The sequence below is a fragment of the Sphingobium sp. 3R8 genome, assembly GCF_020166615.1.
In the GTDB taxonomy this organism is placed as follows: Bacteria; Pseudomonadota; Alphaproteobacteria; order Sphingomonadales; family Sphingomonadaceae; genus Sphingobium; species Sphingobium bisphenolicum.
The window spans coordinates 35,935-51,587 of sequence record NZ_JAIQXR010000029.1; the positions used below are offsets into that span (position 1 = coordinate 35,935).

General features: G+C 61.7%; 22 protein-coding genes. 2 read left to right on the forward strand and 20 right to left on the reverse strand.

Annotated elements, in window-relative coordinates; genetic code table 11:
• Positions 1 to 14: 14 nt before the first annotated feature.
• From K9B33_RS20885 to K9B33_RS20895, 3 genes are read right to left on the reverse strand one after another with little or no spacing between them, the layout of a single operon-like run.
• Complete coding sequence (locus K9B33_RS20885; protein WP_224551040.1) at positions 15 to 608, reverse strand: hypothetical protein; 594 nt, start codon at positions 606 to 608, stop codon at positions 15 to 17.
• Positions 605 to 2,899, reverse strand: coding sequence for a hypothetical protein (locus K9B33_RS20890; RefSeq protein ID WP_224551041.1), 2,295 nt, complete (start codon positions 2,897 to 2,899; stop codon positions 605 to 607). The genes K9B33_RS20885 and K9B33_RS20890 overlap by 4 nt, the downstream gene beginning before the upstream one ends.
• A gap of 2 nt (positions 2,900 to 2,901) precedes the next feature.
• Positions 2,902 to 3,315, reverse strand: coding sequence for an HK97-gp10 family putative phage morphogenesis protein (locus K9B33_RS20895; protein WP_263499673.1), 414 nt, complete (start codon positions 3,313 to 3,315; stop codon positions 2,902 to 2,904).
• A 63-nt stretch (positions 3,316 to 3,378) separates the two neighbouring features.
• Between K9B33_RS20895 and K9B33_RS20900 the strand changes: the two genes are divergently transcribed.
• Positions 3,379 to 3,909, forward strand: coding sequence for a hypothetical protein (locus K9B33_RS20900; RefSeq protein WP_224551043.1), 531 nt, complete (start codon positions 3,379 to 3,381; stop codon positions 3,907 to 3,909).
• 12 nt (positions 3,910 to 3,921) lie between these two features.
• Here the strand turns inward: K9B33_RS20900 and K9B33_RS20905 are convergent, their stop codons facing one another.
• The 17 genes from K9B33_RS20905 to K9B33_RS20980 all read right to left on the reverse strand — a co-directional run bounded on the left by K9B33_RS20905 (position 3,922) and on the right by K9B33_RS20980 (position 14,664).
• Positions 3,922 to 4,149 (reverse strand): hypothetical protein, encoded by a 228-nt coding sequence (locus K9B33_RS20905; RefSeq protein WP_224551044.1) that lies wholly within the window; start codon positions 4,147 to 4,149, stop codon positions 3,922 to 3,924.
• A complete protein-coding gene (locus K9B33_RS20910; protein WP_224551045.1) occupies positions 4,149 to 4,565 on the reverse strand; it encodes a hypothetical protein in 417 nt (138 codons plus the stop codon). The genes K9B33_RS20905 and K9B33_RS20910 overlap by 1 nt, the downstream gene beginning before the upstream one ends.
• Positions 4,566 to 4,582: 17 nt before the next feature.
• Positions 4,583 to 5,002, reverse strand: a complete 420-nt coding sequence (locus K9B33_RS20915; RefSeq protein ID WP_224551046.1) for a phage tail tube protein — start codon at positions 5,000 to 5,002, stop codon at positions 4,583 to 4,585.
• Between the two features lie 3 nt (positions 5,003 to 5,005).
• Complete coding sequence (locus tag K9B33_RS20920) at positions 5,006 to 5,404, reverse strand: DUF3168 domain-containing protein (RefSeq protein WP_224551047.1); 399 nt, start codon at positions 5,402 to 5,404, stop codon at positions 5,006 to 5,008.
• Positions 5,404 to 5,733: a head-tail adaptor protein gene (locus K9B33_RS20925; protein ID WP_224551048.1), complete on the reverse strand. Its 330-nt coding sequence runs from the start codon at positions 5,731 to 5,733 to the stop codon at positions 5,404 to 5,406. The genes K9B33_RS20920 and K9B33_RS20925 overlap by 1 nt, the downstream gene beginning before the upstream one ends.
• Entirely contained in the window at positions 5,733 to 6,233 is a 501-nt protein-coding gene (locus K9B33_RS20930) for a hypothetical protein (RefSeq protein WP_224551049.1), read from the reverse strand. The genes K9B33_RS20925 and K9B33_RS20930 overlap by 1 nt, the downstream gene beginning before the upstream one ends.
• Positions 6,234 to 6,263: 30 nt before the next feature.
• A complete protein-coding gene (locus K9B33_RS20935; RefSeq protein WP_224551050.1) occupies positions 6,264 to 6,833 on the reverse strand; it encodes a hypothetical protein in 570 nt (189 codons plus the stop codon).
• Positions 6,833 to 7,030 (reverse strand): hypothetical protein, encoded by a 198-nt coding sequence (locus K9B33_RS20940; protein WP_224551051.1) that lies wholly within the window; start codon positions 7,028 to 7,030, stop codon positions 6,833 to 6,835. Before K9B33_RS20940 ends, K9B33_RS20935 begins: the two co-directional genes overlap by 1 nt.
• Positions 7,031 to 7,078: 48 nt before the next feature.
• The gene (locus K9B33_RS20945; protein WP_224551052.1) at positions 7,079 to 7,504 is read right to left on the reverse strand and encodes a hypothetical protein; all 426 of its coding nucleotides are present in this window, start codon (positions 7,502 to 7,504) and stop codon (positions 7,079 to 7,081) included.
• Positions 7,505 to 7,564: 60 nt separating this feature from the next.
• A complete protein-coding gene (locus K9B33_RS20950; RefSeq protein ID WP_224551053.1) occupies positions 7,565 to 8,860 on the reverse strand; it encodes a phage major capsid protein in 1,296 nt (431 codons plus the stop codon).
• Positions 8,861 to 8,947: 87 nt separating this feature from the next.
• A complete protein-coding gene (locus tag K9B33_RS20955) occupies positions 8,948 to 9,850 on the reverse strand; it encodes a S49 family peptidase (protein WP_224551054.1) in 903 nt (300 codons plus the stop codon).
• Positions 9,847 to 11,187 (reverse strand): phage portal protein, encoded by a 1,341-nt coding sequence (locus K9B33_RS20960; protein ID WP_224551055.1) that lies wholly within the window; start codon positions 11,185 to 11,187, stop codon positions 9,847 to 9,849. Before K9B33_RS20960 ends, K9B33_RS20955 begins: the two co-directional genes overlap by 4 nt.
• Positions 11,187 to 12,476, reverse strand: coding sequence for a terminase TerL endonuclease subunit (locus K9B33_RS20965; RefSeq protein WP_318011161.1), 1,290 nt, complete (start codon positions 12,474 to 12,476; stop codon positions 11,187 to 11,189). The genes K9B33_RS20960 and K9B33_RS20965 overlap by 1 nt, the downstream gene beginning before the upstream one ends.
• Positions 12,401 to 13,063 carry a terminase large subunit domain-containing protein gene (locus K9B33_RS23115; protein ID WP_263499674.1) on the reverse strand — a complete coding sequence of 221 codons (663 nt, stop codon included), beginning with the start codon at positions 13,061 to 13,063 and terminating at the stop codon, positions 12,401 to 12,403. Before K9B33_RS23115 ends, K9B33_RS20965 begins: the two co-directional genes overlap by 76 nt.
• Positions 13,026 to 13,424 carry a hypothetical protein gene (locus tag K9B33_RS20970; protein ID WP_224551056.1) on the reverse strand — a complete coding sequence of 133 codons (399 nt, stop codon included), beginning with the start codon at positions 13,422 to 13,424 and terminating at the stop codon, positions 13,026 to 13,028. Before K9B33_RS20970 ends, K9B33_RS23115 begins: the two co-directional genes overlap by 38 nt.
• A 91-nt stretch (positions 13,425 to 13,515) precedes the next feature.
• Positions 13,516 to 13,755: an HNH endonuclease gene (locus tag K9B33_RS20975; RefSeq protein ID WP_224551057.1), complete on the reverse strand. Its 240-nt coding sequence runs from the start codon at positions 13,753 to 13,755 to the stop codon at positions 13,516 to 13,518.
• A gap of 546 nt (positions 13,756 to 14,301) precedes the next feature.
• Positions 14,302 to 14,664, reverse strand: coding sequence for an HNH endonuclease (locus K9B33_RS20980; protein WP_318011160.1), 363 nt, complete (start codon positions 14,662 to 14,664; stop codon positions 14,302 to 14,304).
• Between the two features lie 136 nt (positions 14,665 to 14,800).
• Between K9B33_RS20980 and K9B33_RS20985 the strand changes: the two genes are divergently transcribed.
• On the forward strand, positions 14,801 to 15,454 hold the full coding sequence (locus tag K9B33_RS20985; RefSeq protein ID WP_224551058.1) for a hypothetical protein: 654 nt from the start codon (positions 14,801 to 14,803) through the stop codon (positions 15,452 to 15,454).
• Positions 15,455 to 15,653 lie beyond the last annotated feature (199 nt).

Consider the following 15,653-nt stretch of genomic DNA (forward strand, 5'->3'; position numbering starts at 1 on the left):
ATCAGATCACCCGATTATGCGGCTTCGTGGATCTCGAAAGAGATGCCTATCGTTCGCTCGACCGCGATCCTCCATGAGACCGCCTCGCCCATAACCCAGCCCTCAATCATGGGCTCGGCGATAGCCAGGGCAGCGCCGTCCGTGGGCTCGACGCGCAGCATCTGCGACAGAGTTATCGTGGCGTTGCCGCTCCCGTTCGCGGTCACATCCGCCGCAATGAAGTCCAGGAAATATTCTCCGCCGACGATGACGTTGAAGGGCTGACCCTCCTTGAACTGGTATCCCGGCGTGCCACCCCTGACGTTGAGCAGCTTCCCGGCCTGACCAGAGCCATTGACCACGAAAGCCCCTGGCGTTCCCGGATTGAAGTCGAGCAGCGGATAGCGGATGCGCGCACCTTCTTGCTGCCCTCGAACAAGCCGGTTTACCCAAACGCGACCTTCGTCCTTATTCTTGAGCGGAGGCAACTGGAACGCTACGCCGTATCGATTTCCCATGCGATTGAGGCGCTGGGTGCGCGCGCCGGAACCGGGCTCCAGCACGGCGCCGAAGTCCAGCACGCGGGGGATGGCATCGATCGTGCCGGGCGAGGTTGGAAGGATGATCATGGGATACGCTTCGATCCTGCCCGCGCGATAGCGACCTGCGCGCCGGTCGAACCCGACACCGCCGCTTGCGAAGCCATCGGCCCTGCTACGCCGGCAGCCTCCCGCTGCATCACGACGCTGAAAAGGGGAGAGGGGACGATCATCGCAATATGACCGCCATTGTCATTCCCAGCCCGCTCAATGTTCACGATCTCACCATCGCCGACGCGCGCGACGCGCGAGCCGTTGATGGACATGACATTCTGGTCGATGCCGGGGCGGCCTTTAATGCGGAAGCTACCGCCTTGATTGAAAGTGGCGAGGTTGCGTGGAACGCCCAGCCCAGCGGCTTGGCCATCCAGATAGGAAAGGGAGCTTGCGCTTACCCCGCCTAGCGATGAGCCGCCAAGCCCCAGAACGCTGCCGCCGAGTTTGATCAGCCCGCCCAAAAAGCCGCCGCTGCCAGCCGTGGCCTGCTGCAACTGGAACCGGATCAGGTCGGAAATCATCTGGTTGAATAGCTGCCCGGCAAAGCCCTTGAGCCGCAGCACGCGGGCCGACGATTCGGCCAGCGCGTCATTCATATGCTGGATGCCGTTGACGGCGATATTCTCATAGGCCTGGTTGATCTCATCCGCCGTCTTGGGGATCGATTTCATGTAGCTTTCGAGCGGACCCATGGTGCGCTGGTTGATCGCCAGCGTGCCTTGGGCCTTCTCGGTTGCGAGATTGTCGAGCTTGGCCTGGGCCAGCGCCTTCTCGGCATCATTGGTCAGCGTCTTGCGCAAAACGCCATCGGCGCTGAGGCGGTCCAGTTCCAGTTCCTTGTCGAGGATCTGGAGTTGCAGGCGTCGACGCTCCGCCTCGGTAGTGGCGATGGCTTCCTTGATGCCGAGCGACTGGATTTCCCGCTGCACCGCCTCGCGCCGGGCGTCGATCTCTTCATCGATAAGCTGGTCATTCATCTCGGCATCGATGCGGGCGCGCTCGGCCTGTTCCTGATAGCCCAGCTCTTCCTTCAGCCGATCCTTCTGCGCCTTGCTGAAATTCTTGTTCGCGTCGATTTCCTCGCGCTGGCCGCGCAGATCGTCATTCAACTGCCGGTGCGCGATCTCCGCCCGCTCCTGGGCCGTCGTCGCCATAGAGGCGTTGGCCGACAGAGTCTGGCCGACGATCGATCGAAGCTGGTTGCGATACTGCTCCTGAATTTCCTCGGCAGACGGGCCGGACGCGCCGCCGGTCTTTTTGCGGGAAGGGCTCGCGGTTGAGGTGGGAAGGGCACCGTCGCCGACTGCTTTCGGGGGTGGCGTATATCCAAAAAGGTTGCGGGCATCGCGAAGCGACCTCTCCCTCAAATATGTCGGATCGGTCACGCTACCGCCATTGGCGATCAGCAGATCACGATACTGCTTGATCCGGCCCCGTGCGACCGCCTTTTCCTTGTCATCGGTGAAATATCCAGCGATGCCCTCCAGCTTGCCCTGCTCTAGCTGGATGCCCTGTTCAGCCTTGAACCTAACATAAGCCTGGACGGCAGCCCCGAGCTTGCCGGTTAAATATCCAACGGCATTCGCCAAGGCGATGATCGCACTGGCATTGTCGGTAACAACACCTGCCACCCGACTTTCCAGAACCATCTTCAGTTCGGCGAGCTTGTCCGCAGTCTCATCCGCTTTTTGGATTTGCTCTTCCGACAGCACTACGCCGAGCTTATGGGCTGCATCCCTCAGTTCGTTGACGGCGTTGCTCCCTCCAGCGAGCATGGTATCCAGCCGCTGGCCAGATTTTCCGAACAGGTCCACTTCTATGCGAGCGCGAGTAGCAGGGTCTTTGACCTTTTCGAGGGCGTCCGCGATCTTGGGAATTAACTCACCGGCCGTGTAGACTCGACCATTCGAATCCTCGATAGCGACGCCGAGTTCACGAAAGGAAGAAACCTGAGCCTTTGCGCCAGATTTCGCGTCGCCGATCGTGCGGGTCAGCTTGGCAAGGCTCTTGTCCATCTCTTCCTGAGAGATGCCAACCTGCGTCGCAACATACCGATATTCTTGCAGTTCCGTAGCGGTGACGCCAAGCTGCTGCGACACCTCACCCAAGGACGAAGCGTAGTCCAGTGCCCGCTTTGCCGCCGCGACAATCTCAGAGCCGGTCCAGAAGCCGACCATGGCAGTCGCAGCACTGCGCGCGCGGTTCAAATGCTGCTCAATTGCCGCGCCCGACTTGGCAGCCTGATCGACCGACTTCTTCAGGCCGACGACAAACTGGCTGCTTTCCAGCGTCAGCGAGGTGTAGAGGCTACCGGCTTTTGCCATGCTTATCCCTTCCTGCGGTTACGGGCCAGACGCTTCACCGTGGCCTCGATGCCTTCGCGCAACCGCTTGAGTTGCACGTCGACAAGAGCGTCATTCCACGCTTCTATGGCCGGACGCATCCACGGGCGCGCCGCCATGTTCACGGTGCCAAACTCTTGGAAAAAGCCCCAGAACGCCCGGCCGATGCTGACGATATGGATGATATGCCCTTGCTTCTGGGCTTTCTGGCGACGCAGCTTGATGTTCTCGCGGAGCGTCCCGTAACGGCGATTGCCTTTGCTTTCGATGGCATCGTGCGGGGCGGTCTGCGCAAGATGATCCTGAAACTCTTTGGCTGCATCACGGTTGGCTTTGACGCCAACCTTTGTCGCAACTTCGGTGCCAAGCCCCTCCAGTGTCGCCTTTAGGTCGGCCATGCCCTCCAGTTGGCGACGGGTGACATTTGGCATAGAAGGTGCCTCGGACTGATAGGAGGGAACATGAAATATTTCTGTGCCGCCTTGGCCGTTGCCTTGATGGCGACCGGCGCTGTGGCAAAAAAGCCAGCAATGGAGCCCGATTCTCAAGTCGCATTCGATCCTGCCGAAGCGTCTTGGGCTTCAATCCCTGGCGCCAATAAAATCGCAGGCAATGCGTTGCTCAGGACCGTCGGCGGGGATGTTCGGACTTGCGCGGGCTTCACCGCTAATCTTATTCCCGTCACGCGCTACGGCGCCGATCGGGTCCGTATTATTTACGGAACGGAACTTGGCGGATTTCATCCATCACGAACCGACAGAAGTGTTGCGCCCGCCCGGCCGGAATATTCAGCTATCGCCAAAAGCGTGACGTGCGACGCTCAAGGAGATTTTGAATTTAACGATCTGGCCGACGGCGAATATTACGTGCAATCGCAAGTTACCTGGGGCGTCCCTACCCGATATTTTACGAGGGTCGAGGGCGGGCTGCTGATCCAGAGGGTTCGGGTTGAGGGTGGGGAGACGAAGAGGATCGTTCTCACCGCGCAATGATGAAGGTCAGCCCTAACCCTCGGACACCGTAGCCCCCGCTGCAATGGCCCACACCTTCATGGCGTGCCAGTCCCTATCGGCCGCCTGCTCTTCTGACGGTGGGATCGGCGCCAGCACCTTGGCGAGCGGTTCCAGCGTCTTGGTGAAGGATGCCCAGCGCGCAGTGTGGTGGGCCTGCTCTACCCGATATTCATAGTCCCGCTTGATCCGCTCGCCATATCCGTCGAGCGCCGCGCGCACTAGCCGCGGGGTTTGTGACCAGAAGCTTTGCGGCTCGAACCCGGCTTCGCACCAGAGGGAGAAGAGGCGGAGCCAGTCCCATCGCCGTCCTCTCCCTTCGGAGGGTCCGCGTCGTCATCCTTGCCTGCCGGCTCCAGTCCGAAGCAGTTGGCGAGCAGCGGGATCAGCACGGCCTTGATCGCTGCCGGACCCTGCCGCTGGATAATGCCGTCGACCTGTGGAAGCGGCGTCTGGTGCTTCGCCTGCAACGCGCCATAGAGAACGGCGCGCATGGACGTGAAGCTCCACCCCGCCTCGATATCGCCGATCATCTCGTCGGTCGTCTTGCGACAGACACCTTCGGCGAAGATGGCGGCGGGCACGTCGAAGACGAGGGTATATTCCGCCTCGCCGTCGACCATGACGGTTTCGCCCAAGAAAGGGTTCGCCGCCATTACGGGTTCGCCGCCTGCGTCCCGGCGCCCGACGCCTGGAAGGTCAGCGTCGATTCCTGCTTGCCCTCAAGCCCCATCTCCGGGCTGCCATAGCGGGTCAGGATGGTGAAGCCGTCGACCTTGCGCACGCCGCCCGGATAGATGATCCGGTAGGCGCGGGGATCGGGGTCCGCCAGCGCTGCGAGCAGCAGCAGGTCGGTGGGCGATCCAGACTCATAGTCCATCACGACCGTCAGCGCGCCAGGCTCCACCAGCGCCTCGCCCTGATAGGTATGCGCGCCGCCCGTGGTGTCGTGCGTCGTGGTGCGATAGGTGCCGCGCTCCGGTTCCGCCGGCTTGACCGACGTCACCCCGGCAAGCTTCGTCAGCGCCGTCCCGTTCCAGAGCCAGAACTGGACGCCAAAATTGCCCTTGGCCATGGTTTACTCCTTCCAGTAGATCGAAAATTCAAGGATGCGGCGGTGAACCTTCCCGCCGCCGGGCAGGTCTTCGACAGGCGCCGGGATGTCGTTCGTCAGGAATGACTGATCGAAGCGGACATTCCCGACCGTGGCAGGCGGCTCGATCGCGGCTATCACGAGCCGGGACAGGGCCCTGGCCGCCTGATAGTTCGATCCCCAGCAATTGATCTGGAACGGCGCGATATTGAGATCGGATGCGCCGTCGTGGGTGTAGAGGCGCCCATTGTCGATCTGCTGCATGGTCAGGCAATCACCCTGCACATTTTGCGGGCGCTCGCCCCAATAGGCCCGCCCTGCGATGAGAGCCTGAAGAGGCGAGCTGGCGGTGAACCGCGCCAGCATGGCGACGTCGACATCCATCAGGCCACCGCCCGCACCGCGTTGATGCGCACATCCTTGTTGAAATCGACGTCGGTGAAGGAACGAATATCCCAGACCCCGCCGCCATAGAGGATGCGGAAGTCGGCGACGGTTATGGCGCTGGTGCAGCTGTTGCGCGGAACCTCGAACGATGCGGCCTGATCGCCTTGCGTCTGCGCCGCGATGCGCTGTTCGTTGCCGCTGCCATAGTAGATCGCCCCATATTCATGGAACACCGTCTTCCAGACCTCGACCTCTTCGTTATAATCGTTGGCGGTCACCGTTCGCTTCTGGAACGCCAGCTTCCATTTGCGACGGGAGGCCGACATCAGACTTCGCCGATGATGACGATATCGTAGGTAACCGTCGTGCCCGACCCGCTGTTGGCGACCTTCAGAATATCCCCGGTCGCCGCCGTCACGGCATAACCGTTCGCGTTGAAATCAGTGATCAGCAGGCAGCCGCCGGGGCGGATGGCAATCGTGTCGGTCGGATCGCCGAACAGCGCGAAGGCGTTCGAGGCCGCGCCGCCCACCACGACGTTGTTCGCATTGGCCGCCGCCGCGATGATCAGGATTGCCTTGATCGACGTGAAGGTCAGGGTTGCCCCCAAGGCGTTCGCCAGCGATCCGGCAAGATCGAGGTTTTCCGAGGCGGACGCGGCGATGGTGCGATTGTCCGCCCACATCTGGTTTGCCTGCCCAGCGCCAACGCCGTCAGCGATGGCCTGCACGAACTTCTTGTCGATGTCGTGCGACACGCTGCCGATGTCGACGGTGCCGGCGAGGGTCGCCTTCAGGTTTACGAGGATCTGGCCGACGAGGGACATAGCGAAACTCCGTTGGTTCGATGCGCGGGGTCAGCCCCAGACGCGGAAAGGGGAGAGCAGGTTTTCGACCGTGGTGGACATCGGGATCGACACGACCGAGCCGCCGGACTGCACCGTCTCGCGGAACTCGAACAGGTCGCCCACCATCAGCAGGATGGCGGCCCTGATCGGCGCGGGGATCGTTTCATAGCCGGCGCGGTAGCGGATGCGGACAGTCTCGCCGTCGCAACCCTGCCACTGAGCCGAGGGCCACGACTTCGGCCAGGCGGGGCGCAAGAGGGTGCGCAGTTCATAATCGGCAGGGTCCAGCGTGATTGCGGCGCCGCTGTTGTCGACATAGTCGATCGATACGATTTCGATGGCGGGCGGATAGGGCAGGACGATGCTGGTGACGCCGAACGAAGGCAGATAGGTTTCAAGCGTCTGCACGCCGATCGCGCGGCCCAGCCAACCGGCCGGGCCGTCGATATGCTGCGTGGCGGCAGCGATGATGTCCTCAAGATAGGAGCGTTCATCAAAGCTGTCGCCGAGGCGCAGATGGACTGCCGCCTCTTGCGGCGTCACCACCGGTTCGGGAGGAGTGATGACAGTGACGCGCATCAGGCGTCCTTGGCAGGCTTCGATGGAGCAGATGGCTTGGCTTGGGGAGCGGCGGCCTTAGCCTTTTCCTCTTCAATGCATCCAGCGCCGGTCAGCCTCTTGATCTGATCGTCGGTCGGATCGGGGAAATCTTCGCCGGCGAAGTAGCGCTTGCCGTCGCGCACGTCGATGCATTCGGCTTTAACCTTGTAGGACATGACATCCTCCTCAAAATTGGGCGGGCCTTAACCCGCCCAGGTGGAGAGTTATGCCGACTGCGCGGAGGTCGGGCCGTAACGCCCGCCAGACAGGATCGCGATGGCCGACAGGAAGACGTTACCGGTGTTATTCGCCGGGGTGACCGTCAGTCGGACGTAGCGCTTCGACCCGACATAGCCGATCTTGCGAACCTTATTGTCGGCGCTGAAATCGAACCCGGCAGATGCCTCGCTGCCGGTCAGGCTGGCGTCCGGCACAGCGACCGCGTCGCTGAGATTGGAGGCATCGCCATGCTCGACCAGCACGGCGAAGGTTGCATCGGCGTCGGCCAACGAACCAAGCAGGATTGCGAACACGAGCTGTGAGAAGCCTGCCAGGTCGATGATCTGCGAGACATAGGCGGTGTTGTCGGTGGTGGCGGCGGCCGGGCTGATCGCGCGGCGGACCTCCAAATGATTTGCAAGATCACGCATCTGCGTGGTTCCTTTCGTTCAGGAGGGTGCCAGCCCGGCCGAACGCCGGGCCGGTCACGATCAGGCGGGGACGTCGAGGCCGACGAAGGGCGATACTTCCCAGCCGTTCTCTTCCACGATCGGCGCGGTGAGCCAGGGCGCACCATCGACGTTCGAGAAGAACTTGATCACGGTCTGGTTGGAGGTGAACTTCACATGCTCCGACGTCGCCACGAACGGGCCGCTGCCGTCCTTGATCAGATACTGTGACCAGTCGACAAGGGTGATGTCGCCCTTGACGCCCAGGCCCGGCGCGCGGTTGTTCCAGCGGACGGGATAGCCCAACAGGGTGCCGGCGAAACCATCGACCGCGCCCGGCTTCCAGATGTAATGGCCTTCCGGATCGGTCATGGTGGCGATGTCCACCAGCGACGACTGCGGCATGGACCATACCGGCGACTGGCCGCCGCGCATCAGGAAGCGCGACACCATGTTGAGCAGGTCAGCATAGACGACATGGTTGGCCGTCGTGCGGTTGATGAACTTCATCGCCCCGGAGTTGATCGCGCCCAGCGGCTGGCCGATGCCGGTACCACGGATGAAGGCATAATCTTCCGCCGCTGAGTAGGCGCCGCGGAAAAGGTTTTCGATGAAGGCACCGCTTGCCTGCCAGTTGCGCAGCAGCTTGTCGGTGATGGTGACGAAGCCCGCGATTTCATGCGGCGACAGGGTGATGCTTTTGAGCTTCGCGTCCGTTTCCGGCTTTTCCTCGCCTTCCGCGATCCACTTGAACTCGACCCCGCCGAACATATTCTTCGGGTTCGCGCCGCTCTGATCGAGTGCGGGCATGGTGATTGCCGCGTCGGGCGGTGATCCGGCGGGGATGACGTTGGCGCGCGGACGCACCAGCGCATCCTGCGGCTCAACGCTCAGGATGGTCTGGCGCAACTGCGGAGGAACCATGAAACCGCCCTGGGTATCATTGTCCATGCGCAGCGAGGCATCCATCTGGCCGTCTGCACCGGCCGCGACATTCTCCACGAAGTTGAGGCGCTGGTCGTTGGGGTTGAACCGAACGGCGCTCAGAAACTCGCCCATCGATTCGAACTCGGTGCGACCGTGAGGGCCTTCCGGTACCGACACATTGCCGCCGCGCGCAGCAGCGCGGACCACCTGGCCACCGGCGGTTTCCGCCGCTTCCACGCCCGACATACGCTCGATGCGCTTGTCGAGCGCGTCCAGTTCCGCCTTCTGGGCGTCATAGGACGTCTGCTCTTCGGCGGTCAGATCCCGGTCTTCGGTTTCGGCCGCGTCGATGATGCCGCGAAGCTCCGCGACCAGCTTGATGCGCTTGTCGCGCAGTTCCTTCAGCGTCATGGCTGATTTCTCCTGATGAAGCCGGATATGGCAGATCGACGTCCGCGCCGGCACGCGAACGGGAAGAGGCCCCAAAAGGGAGGGGTGTTAGATCAGCGCCAAAGCGCGGCGCTCGCGGCCCGGCGCCAGCTTGCGGCCCTGCGGCTGCGCAGGACCGGCGCCAAAGCGGGCGAGGGTTTCTTTCATGGTGGCGACGCGATCGGCCATGCCTTCGCGTACCGCGCCAGCAGCGCTGAGCATCCGACCCTGGCCAAAGCCATCGCGGACAGTCGCCGCGGTCACGCCACGCCCTTGCGCGACACGCTCAACGAACATGCCGTAAAATTCTTCAACCCGCCCCTGCATGTAGCCGCGCGTTTCGTCCGAAAGGGGGCCAAGGAGACCTTCGCCCTTGAACTTGCCGGCGCTGATGATCTCGCGGGTGATGCCCTGCTTTTCCAGCGCGGCGGTAATATCATCATAGGCGGTGCGGACGCCGATCGCGCCAAGGCTGGAACTCGGCGTGGCGACGATCTCGTCTGCACTCGCGCCGATCCAGTAGCCTGCACTGGCAAGCGTTCCACTGACCTGCACCACAATGGGCTTCACGCCGCGCACCGCATAGACAGCGGCGGCTGCTTCATCGATCCCGACGACGTTGCCGCCGGGCGTGTCTGCGTCGACAATGATCGCTTTCACGCCATCGTCTTCCGCCATGCGCTCGATCGAACTGGCAAAACCCTCGGCCGTCGCGCCGCCACCCGTCGAGCTATTGGCGACCGCACTGGCGCGCGGCGAGATAACGCCGCGTAGCGGCACGATCGCGACTGCGCCTTCCTTGCGCGCGACGGCGGCGGCCGTCTGCGGGGCAATGCGCGCCTCGATCTCTTCCGCGTCGAACTTGATGCCGTCCGCCTGCATAGCGAGAAGGCCGACGATCGCCATCAGCTTGGCCTCTTCCATCGCCCAATATTCGGACGCGAAGGCGGCAAGGATGTGGGGATATTTCATGCGGGGGTTTCCTCTTCCACCACGGCGACCGGCGGCTCGCCCTGGGTTGTGGATGGCTCGCCCTTGATGGCGCGCTCCAGCGTCTGGACATTGTTGGAGACGAAGTTGACATCGCCGTCAGCGCCGATGCCGTTCATATCCTCCAGCGCGAGGATCTGATTGATGGTCATGCCCAATTCGAACATCTGCTTATAGAAGACAGCGCGCGCGGCCATGTCGCCGCGCAACAGGGCATTCATGTTGAACTTGACGAACATCCCCGCGTCGCGCTGGGCTTCCGTGAACAGTTTCCAGTTATATTCCTGCTCTGTCGCTTCCACCCAAGGCAGGACCGTTTGGCGAATGAAGCCCAGCATCAACTGCTCGATGCCGCTGCCCCAACTGGTCGACTTCTCATGGCTTTGCAGCATCACGAGCGGGACATCGTACATGCGGGCGATTTCCGCGATCTGGAACTCGCGCGTTCCCAGGAACTGCGCATCCTCCGGCGGAATCGTCGTCTGGATAAACTTCATCCCCTCTTCGAGGACTTTGACGCGGTGGGCATTATCCAGGCCGCCCTGCTTTTCCAGCGCGGCTTCTGGACGTTCGGGATTGGCCTTGTTGTCCGGGCCTTTGATGTTGGACCGCGCGTTGCCGCTCAATCGCCCCGGATGCATGAGGAAGCCGCCCGACTTCATGTCGTTGGCGAAGAATTTGCCGCCGAACTCTTCCAGCGCCTTGGCCATGCCCATGGCTTCGCGCGCGATGGCCACCTGCGAATAGCCGATATAGCCATCATGGCTTAGGTCCATGACGTGAGCAACATCACCATGGTCGAGGCGAAAGGTCCGGCCGTCGATGTTGGTGCGATATTCCAGCACGCCGTCAACCCGGTGCGGACGGGTGCGGTCGGGCAGGAGAGGCCAGAGGCCTACTGCCTCGCCGCGCTGATTACGCTCGATCTCCTGATAGCCGTTGCCCCACAGCAGGGCGTGGCCCTGGGTGGTTTTACGGAGCGACCGCGACGACATATAATCATTCGGACGAAGCCCGATGCGTTGTGACATCGGATGCTCGGTGACCTTGGTCGACCCGCCCAGGCCATCGCGCTGCCTGATCTCCAGCGGGAAGTTGGCGAGCGGGTTGCCGATCCGGTTGAGGCAGGCATAGACAACAGGAAGATAGAGCGCCGAATATTCATTGACCGCGGTGCCGGCGCTGGTCTTTCCGCCGCCGAACATGCGGATGAACCAGCCGTCGCTGGAGCCGACACTGCCCCCTTCGCCATAGCGGCTTTCCATGTCGCCGGCGGATGGCGCGAATAGCGCCAAGGCGGCGTTGCGGAATCGCCCCATCAGATTTCGTCCAGATCAATTTCGAGCAGCCCGCGCTCCTCATATACCGAGGCGAAGGGCGCGATATCCTCACAGGCGAGGGCGGCACCTACGGCCATGCAGATCGCTACAGCGGCGTCGATCTTGTTCACGGCGCGCTCCTTGGCCAGCCAATAGTTGCCCCAGCGATCTTCATCGGTGACGGCGCTCATCATGGCGGAAATGAGGACAGGGTTGATCTTGAGGCGGATGCGCCGTTCCAGCAGCAACTCTTCGAACTGCCGGACGCTGGCGGGCATCCATAGTCCTTCAGGCTCACGATCGACGGCCTCTGCCGCCTCGATCATCGATGCTGAAGGCTTGCCCTTTTTTGTCCCGCCCTGGGGATGCTCGACAAAATCAATGTCGAGGCCAAGCTCGTTGCACTCGGGTTCAAGGCCGCGCTTGAAGGCGTATCGGTCATAGGCGACGCAGGCCAGATCGAAGTCATGAGCATCTTCCGCCAGCGCCTGGGCAACATGGCGGAAGCTGATGCTCGCGCCCTTGGGCGCCTGCAAATGACCTTCCCTGATCCAGCGGGCGTAGGGCAGCTTGTCGCGCAGCTCGCGGGCCTGCACCGTATCGCCGGGCGTCCATGCATCTATCCAGCCGTCATATGTCGGCTTGCCGGCATGTTCGCCGTCTTGGACAACGCCGCTCTGGACGACCATAGCCTTGGCCGTGATGTCTTTATTCTGCGACAGGTCGATGCCGCCAAACGCGCGCTTGCCGTGATGCTCCGCCGGATCAAAGTCGGCAAGGCAAGGCTCCAGCACGGCCCGCGTCATCCATGCCGTTTCAGCATCGGTCCAGACGCAGAAGTGCAGGCGCAGGATGCCGTTCATAGCGCCGGGCATCTGCTTCGCCTGCTTCACCACATCAGCGAGATATTCCTCGGTGATGGTGACGCCCAGCAGCGGATTGGCCTTGGGCCAGCATGACGGATCATTGAGAGGATCATCGCCATGATCGAGCGAGCAGACGAAGCTGAACGTGTTATCGTCCAGCGCTTCGCCCAGGTAATGCGGGTCTTCATCCTTCGCTTCAGGGTTGCCGGCCGCGACGCGGATGGCGTGTTCGTGCTGCTCCCAGCAGAAGCTGTTCCGATCGCTGCCGCTATTCGTGATCATCACCAGCAGCGGCTGGCGCCGGAATTTGAAACCGCGCTCCAGCATCTCCACGGTGGACCGCTCGGTCATTTCGTGGATCTCGTCGCCCAGCGCGAAGTGCGGGCGAGGGCCGGACCCGGTGCGGCCTGCCTCCCGGCTGATCGGCCGGAAGAAGGAGACTTCGCCAGATAAGCTAGATTATGCTCCTTGCCGTCGCCGCCGCTGGCCGTCAGCCGGGCCTTGAGCGTGGGCGAGCTCTTGAACATCTTAATGGCATCGCGGAACAGGACTTGCGCCTGATCCTTCTTCGATGCCGCTGCGTAGATTTCCGCGCCCGGCTCTTTGTCGGCGGTCAGCCCGTAGAGGCCGACACCAGCCACCCAGGGCGATTTGCCGTTTCCCTTGCCTTCCTCGATATAGGCGCGGCGGAATCTGCGCGTGCCGTCTGCGCGCTTCCAGCCGAAGATGCTGCCCGTCTTGAACGCCTGGCTGGGATGCAGCTTGAACGGTGTGCCTTCAAATTGGCCGTCGCTGAGCTTCAGTCGCTCTTCGAAGAACCGGATCGCCTTGGCCGCGTCTGCCGGATCATAATAGATGCCGCGCTGCTTGCCCTTTTTGAGATCGTCCAGATGGCGGCGGCAGGCATTGCGGACGTGCGGGCCAGCAACGACTTTGCCGGCGACGACGGACTTGGCGTATGCGGTGGCCCGGTCAGTCCCCGAAGAACTCGTCCTTGTCCTTGCCGTCATCGACGTCCCCGCGATTGCGCTCGTCGGTCAAGCCAAGCTCGCTCATGTAGGCGCGCAACTGGCCGTGCTTCGACGCCGGGAATCCGGTCGGGTTGAACATAAATTCCTTCCACAGTTCGCAGAAGGCGATGGCCGCAGGCTCGCGCGATGCGTCGAGCCAGCCGGCCGGATCGATATATTTTTTCCAGGCCGCCGCCGCCTCGCCCTTCAGGCTGGTCGGCTTTTTCAGCTTGCCGAAAGTCGCGGCGGCTGCTTCAACAGCCTCCTTCGCTTTCTCGTTGTCGCCGTGCCGCGTGCCGCGATGAGTGCCATCAACAAGCCGTAGCTTCACCGGTTTGGGCTTCGCCCCTCGGGTCGCCATATTGGCCCTCTCAGACAATCAATGTGGTTTTGCGTGAAGTTTTGGGGGGCATCGGTCCTTGGGCTGAAACGCCCCAACTTTGGGATACCCCCTACCCATGGACCCAACGTCGGGCAGGCTCATCATCGTCGCGGGCCAATCCGTCGCCCTTTTCGATGTTGCAACGCCTGTGAGCGCAGGCCACGTTGCTCTCGATGTGATGACCGCCGCGCGCCAGTGGGATGATGTGGTCGACCTCCGGCGCGTCTGCCGCGAACGTGCCACGTAGCTCCCTCGGTGCGTGGCCGCCGCAGATATGACAACGCCAGCCATCCCGCTCCATGATCTTCATCGGGTTGATCGCCTCAGATTCAGCACCGAACCGAGCGGCTCGCGCCTTGCCTTTGCTGATCCTGTGATTGTTGCGAGCCGCACAGGTATCAGAACAGAAGGCCCGTCGCTTGTCTCCATAGGTGGGCACGAAGCAACGCTGGCACTCGCCGCACGCCCTCTCAACCTTTCGTCCCACCTTCATCTTGTTGTGGTGCTGGCTTGCACAGGACGGGCTGCAATACTTCGCCGAAGGCTGAGCCTCGAATGCCACGCTGCAGTTCAAGCACACATGTTGCCGTGCGGCGTGGCGCTGGGCCTGGAGCAAAGCAGCCCGCTTGTCGCTAGCCGCCTTCCGATCCCTGCGCAGCACGTCGAAACCGCAGGCACGGGAGCAGCACCGATTGCTATCCTTGTTGCCGGCGCGGCGAGGCTTGAACGATTGGCCGCAGCACTCGCATACGCAAGTGGCATCGGCTATAGCGGATGAAGCCATAGCGATCCTTCCATGATCGTCTGGGGTGAGACCCGGTCGCGCGCGCCAACGCTGCGATCGGGTCGAAATCCTTCAGTCTTTGGGCCAGCCGTCCGGCCCGATTGTACGGCGATGGCGAGGTGCCTTTACACCTCTGGCCCGCGCCGCTTCCTGTGCCGTCTTGGCATCATGGCAGGGCTTGCATATGCCCTGATAGTTCTCTCGATCGCCGGTGCCACCTTCACTCAGCGGCTTGATGTGATCGGCAATGGTCGATGGCGTGATGCGTCCGCGCGCCTGGCACGGTCGACACAGCGGCTCTTCCCTCAAAACCACGGCTCGCATCAGGCCATGCTCGCGGCCATAGCCACGCTCCTGCCGACTCTTGCGTGTGCTGGCCCACGCTTTGGGCTTGGCGCGGGGCTTCTGCTTGAGGGAAGGCGGACGGCTGGGCATTTGATCACGATCGTGGCAGCGTGGCCGTCATCAGCAACTCGATTCGATGACGATGTTAACCAGCGCTAGCATCGAGATGGCTCCGGTAGCGAATGCGCAGAGGGCCGTGGAAACAAGCCGAGAAAGGGTAATTTGCATGTTTGGCCTATCTCCATCAGATGCCCTGCGATGGGTGAATGAGATCCGCATTTGGGCGATGGTAGGATCAGCCGTCTGCGCCGTCCTAGCCATGGGTGCAGGTTGGGCGCAAATTCGGCTTCAATCGACCGTAGGTAAGATCAAGGATGATGCACTTGATCGTTACAAGGCTGATGCTGCCGAACGCACGCAAGAGCTGAAGACCAACAATACCAAGCTCCAACTCGAACTTGAGCGGGAACGCCTCGAGCGCCTTCGCATAGAGCGTGAAATGAAGCCGAGGAGACTCTCCCAGGCTCAAGCGGCTGAACTAATTGCTCTCTTACATAAGATCGGGCCAAGGCAAGGGAGAATTACTAGCGCCATGAACGATCCAGAGGCTCATCGCTTAGCTCTCGATTTCAATTCGGTATTCAAGGCCGCGGGTTGGACAAACCATGACAATTGTAGTCAAGCAATGTGGACGAAACCGCAGCTTGGTCTACAGATTTCGATCAACCCGGGCATGAAACAGAACCCTGATGCAGTAAAGATCGCCTCCTATCTTACCTCATTCTTATTTGACCATGCCTATACGAAGAAGCCTGTCATTGTAATGACACTTGATACCGAGATGAACGAATTTCATCTGGAAGTCGGCCATAAGATATAATCTGTTGTATCATTGCTGCACGACGCCGTGAGCATAACTTCGGTCGGGTCCTAGCCATCAGCGCCCACGCACCAACGCCCGGACCTGCGCTGCTATCCGCTCGCCATCATCGATGATCCGCTCGACCCGATCGTGCGAACGCGATGGCTCGCGCATGTCAGAGGCCAGCATGTGCAGCTCGCTGGCAAGGCGCTCCATC